This is a genomic window from Citrobacter sp. RHBSTW-00944 (genome assembly GCF_013615435.1).
Classification (GTDB): Bacteria; Pseudomonadota; Gammaproteobacteria; order Enterobacterales; family Enterobacteriaceae; genus Citrobacter; species Citrobacter braakii.
The window spans coordinates 696,679-717,730 of record NZ_CP055418.1; the positions used below are offsets into that span (position 1 = coordinate 696,679).

Genomic DNA, 21,052 nt, shown 5'->3' on the forward strand with positions numbered 1-21,052 from the left:
CCATAAAGTTTTCCCTTTCCAGGCCGAAAATTCTGACATCTGTCTAGCGGAAAGAGAAAACATGTTAAAACGAATGAAGATTGTTACCAGCTTACTGCTGGTATTGGCGCTATTTGGCCTTTTACAGCTCGCCTCCGGCGGCTTGTTTTTTAACTCACTTAAGAATGACAAAGAGAACTTTACCGTTCTGCAAACCATTCGCCAGCAGCAGTCTGCGCTGAATGCCACCTGGGTTGAGCTGCTGCAAACGCGTAATACCCTGAACCGGGCGGGTATTCGCTACATGATGGATCAGAGCAATATCGGCAGCGGTGCGACCGTTGCTGAGCTGATGCAGGTAGCCAGCACGGCGCTGAAACTGACGGAAAAAAACTGGGCGATTTACGAGTCGCTCCCGCGCGATCCGCGTCAAAGCGAAGCCGCGTTCCAGGAGATCAACCGCACCTATGACATCTATCACGGCGCGCTGGCGGAGCTGATCCAGTTACTGGGTGACGGGAAGATCAACGCGTTCTTTGATCAACCCACGCAGAGCTATCAGGATGGTTTTGAGAAGACATACATCAACTACATGCAGCAGAACGATCACCTGTATGACATTGCGGTAGCAGATAACAACAGCTCTTACAGTCAGGCGATGTGGGTACTGGTCTGTGTGCTGATTACCGTACTGGCGGCAATTATTGCGGTCTGGTTCGGCATCAAACTGACTCTTATCTCCCCAATGAACCGTCTGATCGACAGCATTCGTCATATCGCCAGCGGCGACCTGGTGAAGCGTATTGAGGTGGAAGGTTCCAACGAGATTGGCCAACTGGCGGAAAGCCTGCGTCATATGCAGGGTGAGCTGATGAACACCGTGGGTGATGTGCGTAACGGTGCCAACGCGATTTACAGCGGGGCCAGCGAGATTGCGATGGGCAACAACGATCTCTCCTCGCGTACCGAGCAGCAGGCTGCATCTCTGGAAGAAACCGCAGCCAGCATGGAACAACTGACGGCGACCGTGAAGCAGAACGCCGAAAACGCGCGTCAGGCTAGCCATCTGGCCCTGAGCGCTTCTGAAACCGCGCAGAAAGGCGGCAAAGTGGTGGATAACGTGGTGCAAACCATGCGCGACATCGCTTCCAGTTCGCAGAAAATCGCCGACATTATCAGCGTCATCGACGGCATTGCCTTCCAGACCAACATTCTGGCGCTCAACGCCGCGGTAGAAGCTGCGCGTGCGGGCGAGCAGGGCCGTGGTTTTGCGGTGGTTGCGGGTGAAGTTCGTAACCTGGCCCAGCGTAGTGCGCAGGCCGCGCGCGAGATCAAGAGCCTGATTGAAGACTCGGTCAGCCGTGTGGATGTGGGTTCAACGCTGGTAGAAAGCGCTGGTGAAACCATGGATGAGATCGTCAATGCGGTAACCCGCGTGACCGATATCATGGGTGAAATCGCCTCTGCTTCTGATGAACAGAGCCGCGGTATCGACCAGGTCGGTCTGGCCGTTGCTGAGATGGATCGTGTGACGCAGCAGAACGCCTCGCTGGTGGAAGAATCCGCTGCCGCCGCTGCGGCGCTGGAAGAGCAGGCCAGCCGTCTGACCCAGGCCGTTGCCGTGTTCCGTATTCAGCATGACCAACAGCGCGTGCGTGACGTTGCTGCCGCTAAACCGGTTTCAACGGTCCAGCCGCGAAAAGCTGCGGTAACGGATGCCGGGGATAACTGGGAAACGTTCTAAACTATTGCGCCCTCAATTGAGGGCGCTTTTATGAGATGAACAACAGTATGCACCGCTCGGGCATCATTCTACGGAAGCGGATGTTGCCGTCGTTGTAGAGTCCGGGGTGTCCGTAGCGTGTCTCTTTTCTGGCGCAGGGCCATCCAAATCACGCCGAATACCAATTCGGAATATCCCGGCAAGCATAATGGCGCCGATAATCGCAATTCCACCTAGCAGGTAAAGCCCGGCAATATTCGAATCAAACGCATTCTCAGCCCACACGCGAATGTTGGGGGCCACGAATCCGCCAAGATTACCTAGCGAGTTAATAAGTGCAATACCCGATGCTGCCGCGGCACCTCCGAGATAGCTGGTTGGGAACGTCCAGTAAATAGGTTGGACTGCCAGCAAGCCTGCGCAACCAATGCAAAGGGCGATGAAAGCCCAGATCGGCGAACCGGCAAGCATCCCAGATAATGCAACACCAAGTCCACCAAAGAGCAGTGTAATCGTACTTATCCAGCGACGTTCTTTCAGTTTTGTGGAAAGATGCGGGATATACCACGCAGCGAAAAGTGCGCATAACCACGGAATACCGGATAAAACCCCAACGATGAAGCCAACGCCTTGGCCTGATAATGCCGCAACCTGAGAAGGCAGGAAGAATGCAATACCGTAAGAACCAACCTGAATGGTGAAGCAGATCAGACACAGATACAGCACTCTGGGGTCGCACAGTGCTTTCAGGATCCCTTGCGGGCCATGGCTTTTTTTTGTGTGCTCTTCCTTTTCCATAATGGTGCTAAGCGCGCTTTTTTCTTCCGCGGTCAGGAATGTGCAACGTTTATCTGATGGCTTATCATCAAGATAGAAAAATGCTACAACCCCAACAAGTGCAGCGAGTAATCCTTCAACCAAAAACATTAATTGCCAGTTATGTAATCCCCATAAATCATGGATAGTTAATAACCCACCGGATACAGGCCCTCCGAGAATAAACGCGATCGGTGGCCCAAACCAGAAATAACCAGCCACTTTTGCCCTGATATTAAGCGGAAACCAGAACGTCAGATATAACATTACGCCGGGCATAAATCCTGCTTCAGATGCACCGAGAAGAAAACGCAAAATAATAAATGTTTTCTCATCATGGGCAAACATCATCGCAGCAGAAATAAGTCCCCATGTTACCATGATGCGGGAAAGCCATAAGCGCGCACCCACTTTATATAAAAATATATTGCTGGGAACTTCAAATAGCGCATAACCAATAAAAAAGACCCCTGCGCCAAAAGCATATGCTGCATTACTCAATCCCGTATCAACCTGGAATGCCTCTTTTGCAAAACCAATGTTGGCGCGATCCAGATAAGCCATGACATACATGAGTGCCAAAAAGGGCAAAAGCCGTATAATTGACTTTTTAACCGCCGAATTGACAATCTTTTCGTTATCACTTTTACTCATAAATATGCTTCCAATCAAATGGTAGAGAGCTACTTTTATTTCTCATCAGGATAATGGGAAAGTGAGTAGGCAATATTATGGAAGAACTTTTAAACAGGTATTTGATGAAATACCTGTTTGTTTTTATATTAACTTAACCATTCTTGGCCATCGGGCCATGAATAACGTGTTAGCGTATCTGGTTTCATTTTCACACCATAACCTGGTTGCTGCAATGGGTAATATCGTCCACGTTTTATGACCAGCGGCTCTTCGAAATTCTCGTGTAAGTGATCAACATATTCTAAAACTCTATTTTCCAGTGATGCTGATACGGCGATATAGTCAAATAAAACAATATTCAATGAATACTGACACAGACCGACGCCACCACCATGTGGGCATACAGGGACACCAAATTTCGCCGCCATTAGTACGACAGCGAGAACTTCGTTTAAACCACCCAAACGGGCAGGGTCTAACTGGCAAAAATCCATTGCGCCTGACTGGAAGAATTGTTTAAACATTACCCGGTTATGAGCATGTTCACCGGTAGCAATGCCAATATCACCAATTCGCGCTTTTATTGCTGCGTGACCGAGTATATCGTCAGGGCTGGTGGGCTCTTCGATCCAGAGTGGATCAAACTTAGCTAGTTTGCGCATCGCCGTAATGGCTTCATCAACGCCCCATATTTGGTTTGCATCCATCATCAGTTTGCGTTCCCAACCCAGCTCTTCGCGCAGGATCGTCGCCCGGCGAATATCTTGCTCGATATCGGCACCGACTTTTTGCTTCAGATGCGTCCAGCCATCAGCCACGGCCTGACGGGCAAGCTGACGCATTTTTTCTTCTGAATACCCAAGCCAACCTGCGGCCGTTGTGTAACCAGGAAAGCCCGTTTCCAGCATTTCTCGTTCACGCTGCGCTTTACCAGTTTCAACTCTACGTAATAATGTTATGGCTTCTTCAGGCGTCAGAACATCCTTGATGTAGGTGAAATCAATGCAGCGAACAAGCTCTTCCGGCGACATGTCGACCAGCATTTTCCATACGGTTTTATTCTGCGAACGCGCCCAGAGATCCCACAATGCGTTAATAATTGCCGCGGTGGCTAAATGAATAACACCTTTTTCCGGGCCAACCCAGCGTAACTGACAATCACCAGAAACAAGTTCATGCCAGAATTGGCCAAAGTTAGCCGTAATGTCTTCCAGCGTACGGCCAATAACAAATAGTTCGGCTAAAGATTTTACTGCGCTTACACATAAATCGTTGCCGCGACCAATAGTAAAAGTCAAACCATACCCTTTTAAATTTTCTGCGTGGTCGGTAATTAATGTGACATACGTCGCTGAGTAGTCGGATATTGCATTCATTGCATCAGAACCATCCAAGTTCCTGGATGTAGGGAAACGGATATCTTTAACACTTATATCCTTGATTGTAATCGCCATGTTGACTCCTGTTGTGATGTTCTTTTGCTAATAAAATAGATAAATTCGTTTAGCAGACACCATGAGTGTAAGAGGGAGTAAATTACTCAATGTGAGTTGATAATAAGATTGTGGGGTATTTTGCAATTTTGTGTTTTTAATCTGCTTTTAATTATATCGGTTGTTTTGCTGGATAGAGCGCAGCATTGATTGTTTTGCCGTTTCAAGGTGGTTGCGAAGAGCAAGGATAGCATCCAGGTCGCTGCGGCAAATCAGTGCGCTGAGGATGGTCATATGCTCATCAATGGCAATGATATTGCGCTGCTTGAGGTCGCTTTCATCCCACTGATAATGAAAGTGGAAAATCACGGAGATGATTTCAAGTGATTGATTAAAAAATATATTATCTGCTGCGGAGAGCAGTAAAGCATGAAACTCACGGTCTAACTGCGAGAACATACGAAAGCTGCTGCCGATGCTGTCGCGCAGGACCCGGTGACGCTCCAGCAGTGTTTTAGCCTGCAGCCAGCGCGGGTCATCGTCGGGCAGATTGAGAAAATGCTGCAGGGAATGGGTTTCCAGCATCTCTCTGAGTTCAAACAGCTGTTCCGCATAGGCCTGATCGAACTGCTTCATGCTCCAATGGCCGCGTTTTTCGTTTTTGATCAGATTGTAACGTTCGAATTTTAAAAGATATTCTCTCACCACCACCGGGCTGACCCCTGCAGCTCTGGCAAGCTGAAGTTCGGAGAAACTCTCCCCTGCGCGTAGCTGACGCTGGTTGATCATGGTGAAAAAAGCCTGCTCAAAAATCCGGTTTTGCTCAGTCATGGAGGCGGTGGTACAGGCAAAACCGTCGTCATGGTCGGGTTTACGTACGATGACATAGTGGCTGCCGACCTGGGTCAGCACGCCGCACTCGCCTAAGTGGCTCAGCATATGGCGCACGGTGGTGCGGCTGATGTTGTACATCTCCGCCAGCGCGCTTTGCGACGGGAGGGGGGAAGGGATATGACCACGCGCCATATCATCGATTATCTGGTTAATCACATTGTGGCGTAAGTTCTGTGAACGGCTCATGGCTTCTCCTTTTTGCGTATTAAAACCCGATTTAAAACATTTTTATGCGCTGGGATTCACAGATTGTGTTTCTGCTTTCTCCGGCTTTTTTATTTTCGTTGATATCTGAGGCAACAAAAAAACAGGAGAGCAGAATCATGTCTACGATGAATACGTTGATTTGCCAGGAACCTAAAAAATTAGTCTGGAAAGAGCGTGAAATACCTATTCCGGGTGAGGGTGAAGCATTAATAAAAATTAAATCAGTCGGGATTTGCGGTACCGATATTCATGCCTGGGGTGGCAATCAGCCATTTTTCAGCTATCCACGTGTGCTGGGTCATGAAATATGTGGGGAAATTGTTGGGCTGGGCAAAAATATACAGAATTTGAAAAATGGTCAGCAGGTGGCGGTTATTCCTTACGTGGCCTGCCAGCAGTGTCCGGCCTGTCTGAGCGGGCGCACTAACTGCTGCGAGAAGATTTCGGTGATTGGCGTGCATCAGGATGGCGGCTTCAGCGAATACCTGTCCGTACCGGTCACCAACCTGTTGGATGCGCAGGGAATTGATCCGCAGGCGGCGGCGCTGATTGAGCCTTATGCCATTAGTGCGCATGCGGTACGCCGGGCGGTGGTGGCTCCGGGTGAGCAGGTGCTGGTGGTCGGTGCTGGTCCGATTGGTCTGGGCGCGGCGGCGATTGCCAAAGCCGATGGCGCACAGGTGGTGGTCGCCGATACCAGTCCGGCTCGCCGGGAGCATGTGGTTTCCCGGTTGGGGCTCCCGGTTATCGATCCGTCTGCAGAAGATTTTGATGCGCAGTTGCGTGACCAGTTTGGCGGTTCGCTGGCGCAAAAGGTCATTGATGCCACGGGCAATCAGCATGCGATGAACAACACGGTGAATTTGATTCGCCATGGCGGCAGCATTGTTTTCGTTGGGCTATTCAAAGGCGATTTGCAGTTCTCCGATCCTGAGTTCCACAAGAAAGAGACCACCATGATGGGCAGTCGCAACGCCACACCGGAAGATTTCGCCAAAGTGGGCCGCCTGATGTCGGAAGGCAAACTGACCGCCGACATGATGCTCACGCACCGTTACGCGTTTGCCACACTGGCAGAAATCTACGAACGGGATGTGATTAACAACCGTGAGCTGATTAAAGGCGTGATCACGTTCTGAGAGGGTAAATGCGATGAAGACATTGAATCGACGTGATTTTCCGGGGGCAAGCTACCCAACGCGCGTGATCCAGTTTGGTGAAGGGAATTTCCTGCGAGCGTTTGTCGACTGGCAACTGGATATCCTCAACGAGCAAACCTTTCTGAACGCTGGCGTGACCATCGTTCGCCCGATCAATAGCGATTTTCCACCGTCGCTGAATACCCAGGATGGGTTGTACACCACGCTTATTCGCGGGCTAAACGCGCAGGGCGAAGCGGTGAGCGAGGCGCGGCTGATCCGTTCGGTGAATAACGAAATCAATCCGTATCAGGACTTCGCGGCGTATCTGGCGCTGGCCCACAATGCGGATATTCGCTTTGTGTTTTCAAATACCACCGAAGCCGGAATTAGCTATCACGCGGCAGACCGGGTCGATGATGCGCCGCCGGTAAGCTTTCCGGCTAAACTGACGCGTCTGCTGCTGGAGCGTTTTAATCATTTTGAGGGCGCGGTGGATAAGGGGTGGGTCATTATCCCGTGCGAGCTTATCGACTATAACGGTGAGGCGCTCAAAACGCTGGTACTGCAGTATGCGCAGGACTGGCAGCTTCCCCCGGCGTTTGCCGACTGGGTGGCGACGGCAAACACCTTCTGTTCCACGCTGGTCGACCGCATTGTCACCGGCTACCCGCGAGAAGAAGCCGCCGCGCTGGAAGCTACGCTTGGCTATCACGATGCGTTTCTCGATACCGCGGAGCATTTTTACCTGTTTGTGATTCAGGGGCCGCAGTGGCTGGCGGAGGAGCTGAAGCTGGCGCAGTGCCCGCTGAACATTCGGATAGTGAGCGATATCAAACCGTACAAAGAGCGTAAGGTCGCCATTCTCAATGGCGCGCATACGGCGTTGGTGCCGGTGGCCTGGCTGTGTGGCCTGGAGACCGTCGGCTCCCGGCGGCTGAACTGCGTGAATTTGCCCACGCGGTGAGCGGGCGTTTTCAAAACCCCTACATTCGTCACCAGTTGCTTTCCATTGCGCTTAACGGGATGACCAAATTCCGTACCCGAATTTTGCCGCAACTGCTGGCGGGCCAGCAAAATGGGCGCTGGCCCGTGCGGTTAACGTTCGCCCTCGCGGCGCTGCTGGCGTTTTATCGCGCAGAGCGGGAGGGAGAACGCTATCCGATACAGGATGATGAGCAGTGGGTTAGCCTGTATGCCAGTCTGTGGCCGCGAGTTGGCAAAGATTTAACGCTGCGTGAACTGGTGGATACTGTGCTCGGCGATGCGGCGCACTGGGGTGAAGATTTGACGTTGCTGCCGGGGCTTGCCGGGCAGGTGACGGCAAACCTGGAAATGATTCTGGTGCAGGGTATGCGCCAGACAGTGAAAAGTCTGGAATAAGGTTGCCATGCAGCGCCCGGTGTGGTGTTGGGCGCTGTTTTTTTTCAGACAATAAATGCGGCTGGCTGTAAGGCTGATAAGCGAAGCGCCATCAGCCATTTCATGTTACGAGCCCTGAGCGACCACTTTGATTTCAACCATCCCGATCCCCAGCTTACGCGGCGAGTGGCCGAGAATATTGCCCTCGTTGGTGGCGACCGGATCGGGCGGGACAATCACCAGCGTATCGGCATCTGCCGGGTTATCAAAATGCAAGGTTGTGGTAGTGACATCATGGCCTAACACCAGCGTCTGTTCCTCGCGGCCAACGCGCACGGGAATAGGACGATTGGCATTGTCGCCGAAGGCTTTCGCGGTGATGACCAGATCGAATTTCTTCGGCAGCGGGGCCTTGTACTCGATGGTCACCTCTTTGCTGAGCTGCGCATTGGACCAGCGCCCCCAGGATTCGGGGCGTGATATGCCGCTAAACTGTTTAACCTCTTCCGGCGCGCCCGCCACGTTGAAGACGAAGCTGTCGGCTTTGTAGCGAATGTCGTTATCGACAATTTTCAGCGTATCAACGTTACCTTTGTAGCGCTCCATGTCGATCACCGTGTCTTTAAACACGGTTTTACTTTTCCATTTGGCTTTGTCGACGTGCTGCACGATTTGCTGTCCGCCTAACTGGCCTTGCGATACGCACCAGTCGGTGGAGAGCGCCAGCTCCGGGGCCCATAGCTGCGCCATTTTGTAGCAGCGATCAACCCAGACAAAGTTATCTCGCGGCGCGAAATCTGCCAGTTGGAAGCGCAGCGGGGCCGAGTATTCGCTTTCCGGCAGCGGCTCGACGCGTTTGTCCGATACGCGCAGCAACAACGGCAGGCGGAAATGGCTGCCGGAGAAAGAGATCATGTTTTTGTCCTGGTCGACGGTGAACTCTTTCATCTCTTTCGGGAAATTCCACAGGCGGATGATATCGGGCTTCCACGCCAGCATTTTTTCTTTGATGTTCAGGAACACTTCAGACACGGATTCGCTCGACAAACTGCTGCGGCCAAGACCGATAAAGTTATCGCCACCGAGAATATCCAGTACCGTTGCCCCGTTATCCATCGTGTTACGCTTCACCGCCAGCGTCTCCTGCTGTGGCTGGTCGCCGCGCAGCACGAAGAACAGGTTGTTGCGATCCTGCTTGTTCAGATACTTCCATGCGGTGTTGTTCATCGCCAGATGATCGGAAGAAACCACGATAACGGTATCTTTGAACCACGGTGAGGCTTTGATCTTATTGATAAATTCGGCAATGTTTTCCTGGCTGCAGCTGACCGCGCTGAAGGACTGGTTGGCCTTCCCGTCGATGTCATAACGTTTACGGTTGCAGCTACGTGAGATAAATCCGTCTGGATGATGGGTATCCACGGTCAGCGTAAACAGTGAAAAGCGCTGGCCCGAACGTGAAAGCTCTTCGAATTTTTTCCATGCTTCATCCAGCACGGTATCGTCGTAGAAGCCCCAGTCGTTGCGATAGGCTGGGTCCGCAACCACGCTTTTTAACTCTTCCGCACCGTAGAGATGATCAAAACCGTGAGATTTCAGGAACACGTCTTTGCCGGCAAAGCGCAGGTTGGCTCCCTGCACAAAGTAGTTTTGATAGCCGGAGTTTTTCAGGATATCGCCCAGACAGATATTGTTGGGGAAGAAGCTGGAGACCGACGCCGAGGCGTTGCCTTCAAACGGCGCAAACAGCGGAATACCGCACTGGGAGGCGACCATGCCAGCGATGGTGTAATCGGTACCCGGCAGTTGCATGGTATTGCTGAAATCCAGACCTTCGTTTTTCAACGCACCGAGTTCCGGGGTCAGATCCGGGAACGCGTCGTTGTTAAAATAGGTGCGCTCGAGGCTTTCGCCATAGATATAAACCAGGTTCAGCTTCGGGTTGGGAATCGTTTTTGACGGCTCTTTATAATAGGTTGGGAAATCCGGATCGCCATCGCGCGACTGCGACTTTACCAGTTCGGTTATCTGGTGAAACGCCGGGCTGGCATCTACGGAGGCCAGCGCCAGCAGCAGGGCCAGCAGACTGTAACCCACATGATGCGGATGATGGCGACGGCGGCGCAGAATCCAGCCGAGAGCGACAAAAACGGTCGTCAGGACCAGCGCAATCCCGACGCCAGGTAAGATATATTTTCCAATTCCCGCGCCGGTCAGGCTGTTGGTCAGCGTGTACAGAACCGCGTCATTGATACCGTCGCCGGTGAAATAGTCACTGGCATACAGCGTGATATTCAAGACAATAAAAATCCCCAGCACCGTTAACGTGGCAGCAAACCACCAGGTATTGCGACCCGCTTTCCAGGCGTAAATCAGCACTGAAGCGAGAAACAGAGTAATGGAGATGAGTTCTGACAACGATCGATCCTCAGTTAACCGGGCAAACGCCAGGCAGGCTAATGATTTTGGGAAAGCACAATGTAATAGCGATGTTGCATTGCTGCAATTGTAGTGACATTAAATTACGTTGTTATTCAGAATTGGTTTAGATATGCGTGTTTTTTGCGGGGGATTTACTGATTATTTGACGTGTGAATTTTATGGGGAACAGGTTGATGCCGCGCAGGGTATACGCGGCATATCGTGCGTCAGGAAATGAAGTTCATACCCTGTTTTAACACCAGATCGCAGGCCTTGGTTTTTACCTGCTTCGCCAGCGAGCTGTTGCCAATTGTGTTCAGGTCCAGTTGTTGACCATCTTTGGCGTTGAGCAGCCCCTGAATGCCGTCCATATAGTTGGTGTCTTGTTTCTGCTCCGGAGCACTGAGGCCCAGTTTATCCAGCACCTGGTTTTTGACGTTCTGCGTGTCGGTGACCGAGGCCAGTTTCTGTTTCGCGCAATATTCCAGGATTCCGGCGGCGTTATTCATGCTGCTGGAGGTCAGCGACTGATTGCTGCCATTCAGTAGACTGGTCAGGGAAGAGAGCGACGAGCCGCCCTGCGAGCCGGAGCTTTGTTTGCTCAGTTCGCTGGCCGCGCTGGAGAGCGAATCCTGCCAGGAGGCGGCGAAAACGCTGGTCGAGATGAGCGTGCTGGCGGCAAGCGCACAGCACAGCAGACGTTTGGTTGTTTTCATCATTATATGCAACTCGTGTTATGCCTTTTCAGCGCAGTATAGCGCCGGCAGTCTTAGGAGTGGTCCTAATACGTTAATACTCTTTACCGGTTACCCGACTACGGTAGCTTTCCCAGTTAAAAATCACCCACAGGCTGTTGCCAAGGCGCATACGGTCCATTACCCGCTCGCCCAGCAGTTTGTTCATTTCGTCCATATTGCTGTTGGTCAACATACCGGTCGGGCGTTTTGAAGACGAGCGGCGATCGACGATCTGGTTGATGATCACCTTTTCATAGCGGGATTCGGTCTGCACGCCGATTTCGTCGATCACCAGCAAATCGACATTGCTGAGATCGTTGAGTAGCTGTTCTTCGCTGGTTTCACGGTTGCTGAAGGTATCTTTCATGGCTGACATAATGTCCGCAACGGTGATAATCAGCACCGACTTGCCGCGCAGCAGCAGTTCGTTGCAGATAGCGGCGGCCAGATGGTTTTTGCCGGTGCCGGGCTTGCCAGAGAAAATAAAGCTGGCGATGTTGCCGTCAAACTCTTCAACGTACTGGCGAGCTTTGCTCAGGGCGTTCATCTGACCTTCGCATTCCACCCGATAGTTATCGAACGAACAGTTCTGATGCAGTGGACGAATACCGGAACGGTTGAATGTGCGCTGCATTTTCATAGCCCGGTTTTCACGGGCCAGCGCTGCGGCGCGAATTTCACCTTGCTCTTTTTGCCATGCCAGCAGCTCCTCGCCCGTTTTAAAGGCTGGCTCGACATTAGCCGGCATCATTTTTTGCAGACGTTTCATCAGGTCGCCAACGTTTTTCATCGTTATCCTCTAAAACCCGGTGGAATATGGTTGTCAGGCTCGCTGACACTGTTCACATCGCGCTTCGGCATTCCGCCATTGCTGGCCCGGCCAATCTGGATGCTGCGTGCCAGTTTTTGCTGCCACTGAATATGGTGAAAGACTTTGCCTTCGGCCTGCCAGTAGGCGACAAATGAGGCCAGTTCCTCGGCGGTGACCGGTTCTCTTAACGCCACGCCCCACAGGGCGGCCTGGCGCTGAAAGTCGGCATCGGGCTGCCAGTCAGCGTACATCGCAAATTTCCCCATTGGCACGACAACGGGAGCGGTTTGCGGCTCTTCATAAAATTGTGCATCCAGCGTCACATCGCTTCCCGGGCGTGACAGCTTCTCTTCAAGCGCCAACAACTCGGCCAGTCGTGCAGGCGTCACCGCGTAAAATGCTGGCGCGTTATTGGCGAATACGGCTACGGCGCCGCCCGCAGACCTGGCCAGCACCGTATGGTGATCGTGTAGTAAGGCGTCAATGCTAGTGACGTCCGGCGTCAAAATTTTGCTGGGCATAATGTTTCTCAATACTGAACAACAACCGAGAAGGGGACTGCTTTTATAGTAACACAGAGAAGAAGGAGAGCAGCAGATGAGGGGGAGATTCCCCTCTCTGCGAGGGCTAACAAAGCGTGCCGCTAAACGCGCGGGCGTTTGCGATACAGCCATAATCCCGGTACGGATAGCCCGATGGAGAGCGCTCCGACAATCGATGAGGCTTTCAGGAAATTGGTCAACAGCGTGATCATCAGCGCTTCGCTGTAACCAAAATGGCCGATTTTTACCGCCGAGATCATGGCGGTATAGGCAGAGATCCCAGGGAACATGGGGATTACTGCCGCAACGGTGAAGACTTTCGGATGCGCCAGATACCAGCGTGACCACTGGATCCCAATGCAGCCCACCAGTAGCGACGCCATAAAGGTTGACCATTCGATATTAAATCCTGCGCTCATCATCACCATTCGTGAACCGTGGCCGAGTGCGCCGAGTAACGCGCACCAGGGGAGCGCCCGATGTGGTACGTTAAATACCATGGCAAAACCAAGCGCAGGTATTGCCGACAGGATCATGTCCTGCATTAGCGCCAAAATGAAATCAATCACGCCCATCCGCGCAGCCCCCATAAGGTCATCGACATGACTACGCCAATGCAGGTCGCCAGCGTCAGCAGACTGGCAATAGCCCAGCGAGCGAGCCCTGTATTAATGTGTCCCTTAAACATATCCGCGACGGAGTTGATCAACGGAAAACCCGGAACCAGCAGCAGCACGCTGGCGGCCATGGCGATGGTTGGAGTGTGGTTAAACGTCGGCAACGTTAGCAGCAGACCAGAAATCGAGGTTGCCACAAACGCAGTAATGCAGAAGTTGATTTGCGGGTGCAAATGCCGGGACGCCAGAATCTGGCGAATATACATTGCCACCATACTGGCGAAAAAGGTGATCACCGCGCCATCCCATCCGCCATTATTGAGTTTACAAAAGCAGGCACAGGACAAGCCGACCATAAAGGCGACCAACCATCTTGGATAGCGCAGCGGTTTAATCTGGCTAAAGCGTTTCTCAACGCCTTTAACATCCAGCAGTTTGTGTTCCGCCAGAATAACGATGTGCTGCACCTCCGTCACGACGTGCATGTTAATTCCGCGATCCTGATTTTTTCGCGTTGAAGTCAGGCACTGCCCGTCTTTAATGGTGGTCAGGACGATGGCGTTAGAGGAGATAGCGCTTTCTACGCTATCCATGCCAAGCGCCAGCCCGAGGCGGGTGGATAGCTCGTCAACCAGCGCACTTTCTGCCCCATGCTGCAGTAAAAAAAGACCGCATTGAATACATAACCGTGTAACCGTTCGCTGTGACGACTGCTCTGTTTGCATGACTCGCTCTGACTGAAAAGGATCTCTTTGCATGGCGGATGTCTTCTTTTTATCATGAAGCATGATCCTGTTGGCTCTGGCTAAGATCAATCTTTGCGTCGAAAAAAGATGCAGATTGTACGTCTGATGCGTTTGCATACCTCACTTGCTTATCAATAAAGACAGCGCTTATGAAAATGTAGTGCTATTTATCAGGATGGAAAATACGTAAGCAACGCTAACGATCTATTGTAGTTCTTTTAATTGTACAAAGAGTGTATTTATGAGTAATTATTGGCATGATGGTTCAATAGTTTGATGCTACTGGGATTGTAGCGGTGTAACTTTATTTATAAATAAAAGCCAAGGATAAACAATTCACCTCGTCTATTGTTTAGGGTTTCCTGTTAATTAATGTTTTTAATTTATCAGGGGATTTTTAATACGTGCGAATACGGACTGGTGAATGTGGAGGAGATATGTTGCCAGGACGCTGCAAAAACGCAATTATTATTAGTAAATTACCGATCGTACAAACCGGACTTAAAGGTGTAATGCAGGGGCAGTTCGCTGATTATGAACTTACCTACTGCCGCTCCGTCGAAGAATTGACGTTGCTGCAGCTGCGTTGTGCCGATTTGGTGATTGCTGACTTATCCGGAGACTGTAATCATCCACGTTCAGTCTGCGAACAATATTATTCTTTATTATCTCAATACCGCGATATTCACTGGGTATTTCTCGTTTCTCGTGTTTTTTATCCGCTGGCCATTGAATTGCTGATGTGCCCTGTCAGTTCGCTGTTATCTGATGCCGAGACGATTGAAAGTTTGGTGAATGTTATTCACGCAGGAAATAGCCGTGCCGAGAGAATTAGCAAGTCTCTGCTCTCTCCGCCCCTGATGCCAGAATTAGCAGACCATAGCGCCCGCTCAATTGTACTTACCCTCTCGGAGAGGAAAGTGCTGAGACTCCTGGGAAAAGGTTGGGGAATTAATCAGATTGCGACATTGCTGAAGAAAAGCAATAAAACGATCAGCGCCCAAAAGAACAGCGCTATGCGTCGCTTGTCGATACATAGCAATGCAGAAATGTACGCCTGGATAAACAGTTCTCAAGGATCGCGAGAATTGAATTTACCTTCAGTTTATGGAGAAACCACGGAATGGAAAGCCGAAGCATCAAAAGAAACGTTGCGCTGGTAGAGAAGTGCGCGATGAGTAGCGTCGGTATTAAGAGCCTGTTTAATACCATGCCGGATAACCAATACGAACTTCATATCTTTTCGAGCCAGCCTGCATTTAGTCAGGTGATGTTAAAAACGTCGTTTTCGGCGGTTATTTTCTCCCTCTCTGCAATCAGAACCGATCGCAGGGCCGGGTTAGCTTATCTGACGGAATTAGCGGTAAATTTTCCGCGTATTCGCCGGGTGGTTATTGCTGATGATGACGCTGAAGCGCGATTAATCGGCTCTTTGTCGCCGTTGCCGTTAGATGGCGTTGTGAGCAAATCTTCTTCATTAACGGTACTGCAGGACGCGTTATTTACGGTATTGAACGGTCCCAACCGGGGAACCGAAGGTTCTAAAAACCATTGGTATATCAATCAAAGCCGTATGCTCAGTCCAACAGAACGAGAAATACTGCGCTTTATGTCGAATGGCTATTCAATGCCGCAGATCGCTGCTCAGTTAGAGCGGAATATTAAAACCATTCGGGCACATAAATTTAATGTGATGTCCAAGCTGGGCGTGAGCTCAGATGCCGGACTGCTGGATGCTGCAGATATCCTGCTGTACCTGCGTGCAGGTGAACCTGCACCTTTTCTACAGGCGGCTTCTTAACGGGTAATGTTAGATCGTTTCGTGCCGGGTTTCGTTATCGGCACGGAACGTGAATCATCCCTGACACACATCCACCCAGGTGGCGGAAGTCAGCTCAGCCATCCTTTCTGGCGTGATACGAACGGCGCTGTGGATGGCGCCTGCGGCGGGAAGCACTTCAGCGTAATGCTTCAACGAAACGTCGCAGTACACTGAAATCGGCGTTTCCAGTCCGAAAGGGCAAACGCCGCCAACAGGATGGCCCGTCGCGTTCACCACTTCATCGCTACTCAACATCCGGGCTTTGGCACCGAAAGTGCTCTTTAGCTTTTTGTTATCCAGTCGGGCATCACCTTTGGCGACGACCAGAATAATGTCGTTCTTGACCTTCAGAGAAAGCGTTTTCGCGATCTGGCCAGGTTCGACGTTATGGGCTTTCGCTGCCAGATCGACGGTAGCTGTGCTCTGATCTAATTCGATAATCTCAATATCTGGTGCATATTGCGCTAAAAATTGGCGTACTGATTGCAAACTCATTCTTCTCTCCAAATCGCCTACAGGCAGCTCCATCCAGCAGAAAACCGCATGGCGTAATTTGTCATAGGGGCAAGCTCGCTGTAAATATTTTAATATAACAACATGGCAACATTGGCAGTTTTTCGATCATCTTCACAATCAAAGAAACCGGTTACAGTAACCGGTTGCAGAATGCTCAAATGGCGATTAATACTGAAGTTGTCACTTCCTCTGTATTACATAATAAGAGCCATCTATGAAACTGAACTCAAAATACAGTAGCGCTGGCGTTCCTCCCGGCACGGTTGCGAAAAGCAGTAATGGGCTTTACGTGGTGGTGTTGATACCAGCACGGTTGCAGGGTTTTGCACAACGGGAGAACGGCTATGTCTACTAATCATGCTGTGTTTAATGCGATTTTCCGCTTCGTTGAAAATTACGTCAGCCCTGTTGCCGGGCGCATCTCTTCACAACGTCATGTGATGGCTATCCGTGATGGGTTTATTTCGGCGATGCCCTTCATGATCGTAGGCTCGTTTCTGCTGGTTTTCGCCTATCCGCCTTTTTCTCCGGATACCACCTGGGGGTTTGCACGTGCGTGGCTGGATATGGCGAAACAGTTTGAAGGCCAAATCCTCACACCGTTTGATATGACGATGGGGATCATGTCAGTCTACATATGTGCGGCTATCGCTTATAACCTGGGCAAGCACTATGTGAAGTCACATCAGCTAGATCCCTTCATGTGCGCGATGCTATCGATCATGGCTTTTTTGCTGATTGCTGCACCGAAAACCAAAGGCACTATGCCGGTTGATAGCCTGGGCGGTACGGGGATTTTCACTGCGATCCTGGTGGCTATTTACTGCGTTGAAATGATGCGCTTCCTGAAGGCGCACAACATCGGCATTCGTTTACCCGATCAGGTGCCGCCGATGATCAAAAACTCCTTCGATCTGCTGATCCCTGTGCTGGTGGTGGTGCTTACGCTGTACCCGCTGAGTCTGGTGATTCAGTCGCAGTTTGACATGCTGATCCCGCAGGCCATCATGGCCATCTTTAAACCACTGGTGTCTGCAGCGGATTCTCTGCCAGCGATACTGCTGGCGGTGCTGATCGGCCATCTGCTGTGGTTTGCCGGTATTCATGGCGCGGCAATTGTGTCGGGAATGCTGCAAATGTTCTGGCTCACCAATCTCGGGATGAACCAGTCGGCGCTGGCGCAGGGCGCGCCTTTACCGCATATCTTTATGGAAGCGTTCTGGACGTTCTTTATTGTGGTTGGAGGTTCCGGCGCGACGATGGGGCTGGTGATTTGCTATCTGCGTAGCCGTTCGGCCCATCTACGATCGATCGGGCGTTTGAGCGTTGTCCCGAGCATTTTTAATATTAACGAACCGGTGATTTTTGGTACGCCGATTGTCATGAACCCGGTGTTCTTCATTCCCTTCCTGCTGGCCCCGATGGTGAACGCGGTGCTGGCCTGGGCGGCGATGAAGCTAGATTTGATTGGGCGGGTGATTTCAGTGGTTCCCTGGACGGCCCCGGCACCGGTTGGCGCGGCGTGGGCGTTAGGCTGGGACTATCGTGCGGCCATTCTGGTTGTCCTGCTGGCACTGGTGTCTGCCGTCATCTACTTCCCATTCTTTAAGGTTTACGAAAAGCAGCTATTAGCGCAGGAAAAAGAAGAAGCACAGCGTATAGAAGAGGAAAATCAGCAGGTTGCATAACTGACGGGCGAGGGGCTACGGCTCCTCGCTTACTTCAGCGTGCAGTCACCGCATTGCTGGACATCGGGCAGGCGATAGCGCTGGCAGCAGGTTCTGCGCACTAACAGTCCCTCGCGCGGAACAACGGTACGCCACAGGGGATTATCCTGACCGCAGGAGAGCTGCTTCTCAAAAAAACAGGTCTGGCGCAGTGTGGTCAGCAGTTCTTCACCTAATAACGGCTTCATTTCCGTTAAATACCAGTGAATTAAATATCCGGTGTTGCTCCAGATAAGCTTCGCATTGATCTCGCCTGTCGCTTCCAGCGCCTGCACAACCGGCGTCAGCGCCGAGAGAATCAGTGTTTCCATGCGTTGCTGAGGAGACTGGGCCGTGACCTGGTGATCCTGATGCACGTCGATCCAGAAGCAGGCAGCACGGCCTGTTTCGTGGAATTCTACGTGCATGTGTTCAGGAGAGACATCGATGGCCTCTTTTTGCGTCAGCAGGGCCACCATGAGCGGAGGCATCATCAGGCCGATATACCACTGCGCCCAGAGAGAAATCAACGGCTTATTTTCGCGTGGCAGCGTGGGCTGATTGCGATAAATATGGTCTGAATAGACAGCCAGCAATGAACTTAGCGTCGTTGATTGCGTCCATTCATGTAGCGTCATCGCTCCTGGCACGGGCGTTTCGTCAAGACGAATGAAGTCCAGCAGGTGCTCACGGGTGTTGGCTATCGTTGCGCGTACGGCAGCAGCCAGCGAGGGCATCTTTGCAGGCAGAGGGCTACGCCAGATGACATCTTCAACGATCGGTGCGGAACGATAAGCCATGTCGATATAAGGATGTTAATCTTAATGATAATGATTGCTAATCCTATAATTGACATTGAGCGATGGCAAGATCTTTGTCGCCATCCCGGGCGCCACCGCACAGATAGCTCAGGCAGAAGGGCAGTTTACCCGCAGGTCATCGCTGACCAGCGTACTGTTGCGCCCAAGGCTCTTGGCCTCATAAAGGGCTTTATCCGCTCGGGCAACAGCGGCATCAATATCCTGCTCGACCAGAGGCGCAATACCAATACTCACGGTTACGTTGGTTGCCACGCTCTCGTTAAACATGTGAGGAATTTTAAGGTCGTACACCTTCTGGCGAATACGTTCGGCGGCAGCCTGGGCCTGCTGGGGATCGACCGCGGTCAGCAAAACCATAAACTCTTCCCCACCAAAGCGCGCCACCACGTCCCGGGAGCGCACGGAGTCACGAATCGCGGCAGAGACGCGGATCAGCGCCTGATCTCCCATCATATGACCGTAGTGATCGTTATAGGCTTTGAAATGGTCGATATCCAGCAGCAAGACGTAGTGCTTCGCGTTGCTCAAGGCCAACAGTGTATCGAGTCGGTGTTGCAGCCCCCGACGATTGTACAAACCGGTTAGCGGGTCGAGCATGCTGAGCCCGTTCAGGGTTTCCCGTTCTTCCAGCAGTTTATACATCAGCTGCTGGGCGAAGCCATCGTAGCGCTTTTGTATCACATGCTGGATGGCGATCCCGGCCATGGGCAGCGCCATAAAATAGATAATTCGCAAACCATGCTCGCTGCCATTCAGCCATAAACAGACGGCGACGGAAGGCAATGAGTGAAGCGTAAACGCGATGATATTATTGGCAAAAGCGATAGATCCAATAAACAGCACGCTGAGAAGCGCGATTAATAGAAAATAATAATCATTATGACCCAGTGCGTTATATTTCAGGAAAATATGTAATGCCCATAGCAAACCAAAAACGATTGAAATAAAAGGAAGATTAATTCTTTTATCCACATATTTCCTATGCCATGCCAGCAACAATGTACTCATCACGAGAATCAGCAACGCCGGTACTGACAACGCTTTGACGGCAAACAGGGGAAAAAAAAGCGTAAACAACGCGGAGACTGCGTTGAGTAGCAGAAACAATCGTAAAGAGAGTTGGTATTTTTTGGTGCGCAGAGCTCGCCAGGATTGTACTGTCATAGGTAAATATTGTTAGTTATCTGCAATGTACGAAGGTGTGTTGGTAAATAAAACAAATAACGAACGGGGTATCATTCGCAGAGGTTTTTATTGTTTTTAGTTGAAAAGCTAACCGGCGAGCAATTTATCACCTTAAATTATTCATGTCATCAATCGTTAAGTAAAACTCATATAATTGATAGTGCCTCTCAGCTGACAAATGAGAAAATTTATCATATGATATTAGTTATCATTATCAATGTCATAGGTGGTACCATGTTGCAACGTACGCTGGGCAGTGGATGGGGTGTTCTGCTGCCGGGAATACTGATTGCCGGGATGGCATTTAGCGACCTGTCGGTCTACGTATGGAAGGCGATGATTGTATTAGGATTACTGTTGACTTCACTCATGCTGTACCACAAGCGTTTGCGGCATTTTGTCCTGTTGCCTTCATGTGCGGCGCTGATCGGCGGCATTGTTCTGGTGATGATGAACGGGAATCAGGGATGAACAAAACAGGGAAGAAAATCGAGAGGGAAATAAGATAATTGGTGCGAGGGGGGGGACTCGAACCCCCACATCCTAAGGACACTAACACCTGAAGCTAGCGCGTCTACCAATTCCGCCACCTTCGCACAGTCATCTTATTTTTTGATATCGCCTCGTTGGTGCGAGGGGGGGGACTCGAACCCCCACATCCTAAGGACACTAACACCTGAAGCTAGCGCGTCTACCAATTCCGCCACCTTCGCCCAGTGCGAGCAATATCAACGTGGATTATGGTGCGAGGGGGGGGACTTGAACCCCCACGTCCGAAAGGACACTAACACCTGAAGCTAGCGCGTCTACCAATTCCGCCACCTTCGCATACCATCGACACTTAAAAAAGTATCGTTACCACGGAGGCGCATTCTAGTGGTTTTCAACTTTTCGTCAATAGTTAATTGCCCAGGACGCGCTTAATTGATGTAAAAATGG

General features: G+C 51.1%; 19 protein-coding genes, 3 tRNA genes and 1 pseudogene. 8 read left to right on the top strand and 15 right to left on the bottom strand.

Going from position 1 to position 21,052, the window contains the following annotated elements; all coding sequences use genetic code 11:
* Positions 1–61: 61 nt before the first annotated feature.
* Entirely contained in the window at positions 62–1,723 is a 1,662-nt protein-coding gene (tsr, locus tag HV334_RS03295; RefSeq protein WP_101700345.1) for a methyl-accepting chemotaxis protein, read from the top strand.
* A 63-nt stretch (positions 1,724–1,786) separates the two neighbouring features.
* Here the strand turns inward: tsr and HV334_RS03300 are convergent, their stop codons facing one another.
* The 3 genes from HV334_RS03300 to HV334_RS03310 form a co-directional block, all read right to left on the bottom strand.
* Positions 1,787–3,172: an MFS transporter gene (locus HV334_RS03300; RefSeq protein WP_072050779.1), complete on the bottom strand. Its 1,386-nt coding sequence runs from the start codon at positions 3,170–3,172 to the stop codon at positions 1,787–1,789.
* A gap of 128 nt (positions 3,173–3,300) precedes the next feature.
* Positions 3,301–4,608 carry an enolase C-terminal domain-like protein gene (locus tag HV334_RS03305; RefSeq protein ID WP_046275487.1) on the bottom strand — a complete coding sequence of 436 codons (1,308 nt, stop codon included), beginning with the start codon at positions 4,606–4,608 and terminating at the stop codon, positions 3,301–3,303.
* Positions 4,609–4,755: 147 nt separating this feature from the next.
* A complete protein-coding gene (locus HV334_RS03310; protein ID WP_046275488.1) occupies positions 4,756–5,667 on the bottom strand; it encodes a GntR family transcriptional regulator in 912 nt (303 codons plus the stop codon).
* A 137-nt stretch (positions 5,668–5,804) separates the two neighbouring features.
* On the opposite strand from HV334_RS03310, the gene HV334_RS03315 reads away from it, so the two are divergent.
* Entirely contained in the window at positions 5,805–6,827 is a 1,023-nt protein-coding gene (locus HV334_RS03315) for a zinc-binding alcohol dehydrogenase family protein (protein ID WP_141875876.1), read from the top strand.
* Positions 6,828–6,840: 13 nt separating this feature from the next.
* Positions 6,841–8,210: pseudogene (locus HV334_RS03320) on the top strand (tagaturonate reductase).
* A gap of 105 nt (positions 8,211–8,315) precedes the next feature.
* Here HV334_RS03320 and opgB read toward each other — a convergent pair.
* The 6 genes from opgB to HV334_RS03350 all read right to left on the bottom strand — a co-directional run bounded on the left by opgB (position 8,316) and on the right by HV334_RS03350 (position 14,042).
* Positions 8,316–10,607: a phosphatidylglycerol--membrane-oligosaccharide glycerophosphotransferase gene (opgB, locus tag HV334_RS03325; RefSeq protein ID WP_047500100.1), complete on the bottom strand. Its 2,292-nt coding sequence runs from the start codon at positions 10,605–10,607 to the stop codon at positions 8,316–8,318.
* 230 nt (positions 10,608–10,837) lie between these two features.
* Positions 10,838–11,329, bottom strand: a complete 492-nt coding sequence (locus HV334_RS03330; RefSeq protein WP_016151586.1) for a DUF2501 domain-containing protein — start codon at positions 11,327–11,329, stop codon at positions 10,838–10,840.
* A 70-nt stretch (positions 11,330–11,399) separates the two neighbouring features.
* Positions 11,400–12,137, bottom strand: coding sequence for a DNA replication protein DnaC (gene dnaC / locus HV334_RS03335; RefSeq protein ID WP_016155623.1), 738 nt, complete (start codon positions 12,135–12,137; stop codon positions 11,400–11,402).
* Between the two features lie 2 nt (positions 12,138–12,139).
* Positions 12,140–12,679 (bottom strand): primosomal protein DnaT, encoded by a 540-nt coding sequence (gene dnaT, locus HV334_RS03340; RefSeq protein ID WP_016151588.1) that lies wholly within the window; start codon positions 12,677–12,679, stop codon positions 12,140–12,142.
* A gap of 122 nt (positions 12,680–12,801) precedes the next feature.
* Positions 12,802–13,275: a threonine/serine exporter gene (locus tag HV334_RS03345; RefSeq protein ID WP_016151589.1), complete on the bottom strand. Its 474-nt coding sequence runs from the start codon at positions 13,273–13,275 to the stop codon at positions 12,802–12,804.
* Positions 13,266–14,042 (bottom strand): threonine/serine exporter ThrE family protein, encoded by a 777-nt coding sequence (locus HV334_RS03350; RefSeq protein WP_016155624.1) that lies wholly within the window; start codon positions 14,040–14,042, stop codon positions 13,266–13,268. Before HV334_RS03350 ends, HV334_RS03345 begins: the two co-directional genes overlap by 10 nt.
* A 458-nt stretch (positions 14,043–14,500) precedes the next feature.
* On the opposite strand from HV334_RS03350, the gene HV334_RS03355 reads away from it, so the two are divergent.
* Positions 14,501–15,226: a response regulator transcription factor gene (locus HV334_RS03355; protein WP_047358383.1), complete on the top strand. Its 726-nt coding sequence runs from the start codon at positions 14,501–14,503 to the stop codon at positions 15,224–15,226.
* Complete coding sequence (gene bglJ, locus HV334_RS03360) at positions 15,187–15,864, top strand: DNA-binding transcriptional activator BglJ (protein WP_029139757.1); 678 nt, start codon at positions 15,187–15,189, stop codon at positions 15,862–15,864. The genes HV334_RS03355 and bglJ overlap by 40 nt, the downstream gene beginning before the upstream one ends.
* A 54-nt stretch (positions 15,865–15,918) precedes the next feature.
* Here bglJ and HV334_RS03365 read toward each other — a convergent pair whose 3' ends face one another.
* Positions 15,919–16,380, bottom strand: a complete 462-nt coding sequence (locus HV334_RS03365; RefSeq protein ID WP_016151593.1) for a YbaK/EbsC family protein — start codon at positions 16,378–16,380, stop codon at positions 15,919–15,921.
* 235 nt (positions 16,381–16,615) lie between these two features.
* Between HV334_RS03365 and HV334_RS03370 the strand changes: the two genes are divergently transcribed.
* Positions 16,616–16,756: a hypothetical protein gene (locus HV334_RS03370; protein ID WP_181221178.1), complete on the top strand. Its 141-nt coding sequence runs from the start codon at positions 16,616–16,618 to the stop codon at positions 16,754–16,756.
* Complete coding sequence (locus HV334_RS03375; protein ID WP_181221179.1) at positions 16,746–18,089, top strand: PTS sugar transporter subunit IIC; 1,344 nt, start codon at positions 16,746–16,748, stop codon at positions 18,087–18,089. The genes HV334_RS03370 and HV334_RS03375 overlap by 11 nt, the downstream gene beginning before the upstream one ends.
* 29 nt (positions 18,090–18,118) lie before the next feature.
* Here HV334_RS03375 and fhuF read toward each other — a convergent pair whose 3' ends face one another.
* Positions 18,119–18,907, bottom strand: a complete 789-nt coding sequence (fhuF, locus tag HV334_RS03380; protein WP_047414505.1) for a siderophore-iron reductase FhuF — start codon at positions 18,905–18,907, stop codon at positions 18,119–18,121.
* Between the two features lie 108 nt (positions 18,908–19,015).
* Complete coding sequence (locus HV334_RS03385) at positions 19,016–20,092, bottom strand: GGDEF domain-containing protein (protein ID WP_016151597.1); 1,077 nt, start codon at positions 20,090–20,092, stop codon at positions 19,016–19,018.
* A 216-nt stretch (positions 20,093–20,308) separates the two neighbouring features.
* Between HV334_RS03385 and HV334_RS03390 the strand changes: the two genes are divergently transcribed.
* Positions 20,309–20,584, top strand: coding sequence for a DUF1435 domain-containing protein (locus tag HV334_RS03390; RefSeq protein ID WP_019078313.1), 276 nt, complete (start codon positions 20,309–20,311; stop codon positions 20,582–20,584).
* Positions 20,585–20,623: 39 nt separating this feature from the next.
* Here HV334_RS03390 and HV334_RS03395 read toward each other — a convergent pair.
* The 3 genes from HV334_RS03395 to HV334_RS03405 all read right to left on the bottom strand — a co-directional run bounded on the left by HV334_RS03395 (position 20,624) and on the right by HV334_RS03405 (position 20,941).
* Positions 20,624–20,709 (bottom strand) — tRNA-Leu (locus HV334_RS03395).
* Between the two features lie 31 nt (positions 20,710–20,740).
* Positions 20,741–20,826 (bottom strand) — tRNA-Leu (locus HV334_RS03400).
* 28 nt (positions 20,827–20,854) lie between these two features.
* A tRNA-Leu gene (locus HV334_RS03405) sits at positions 20,855–20,941 on the bottom strand.
* Positions 20,942–21,052: the final 111 nt, after the last annotated feature.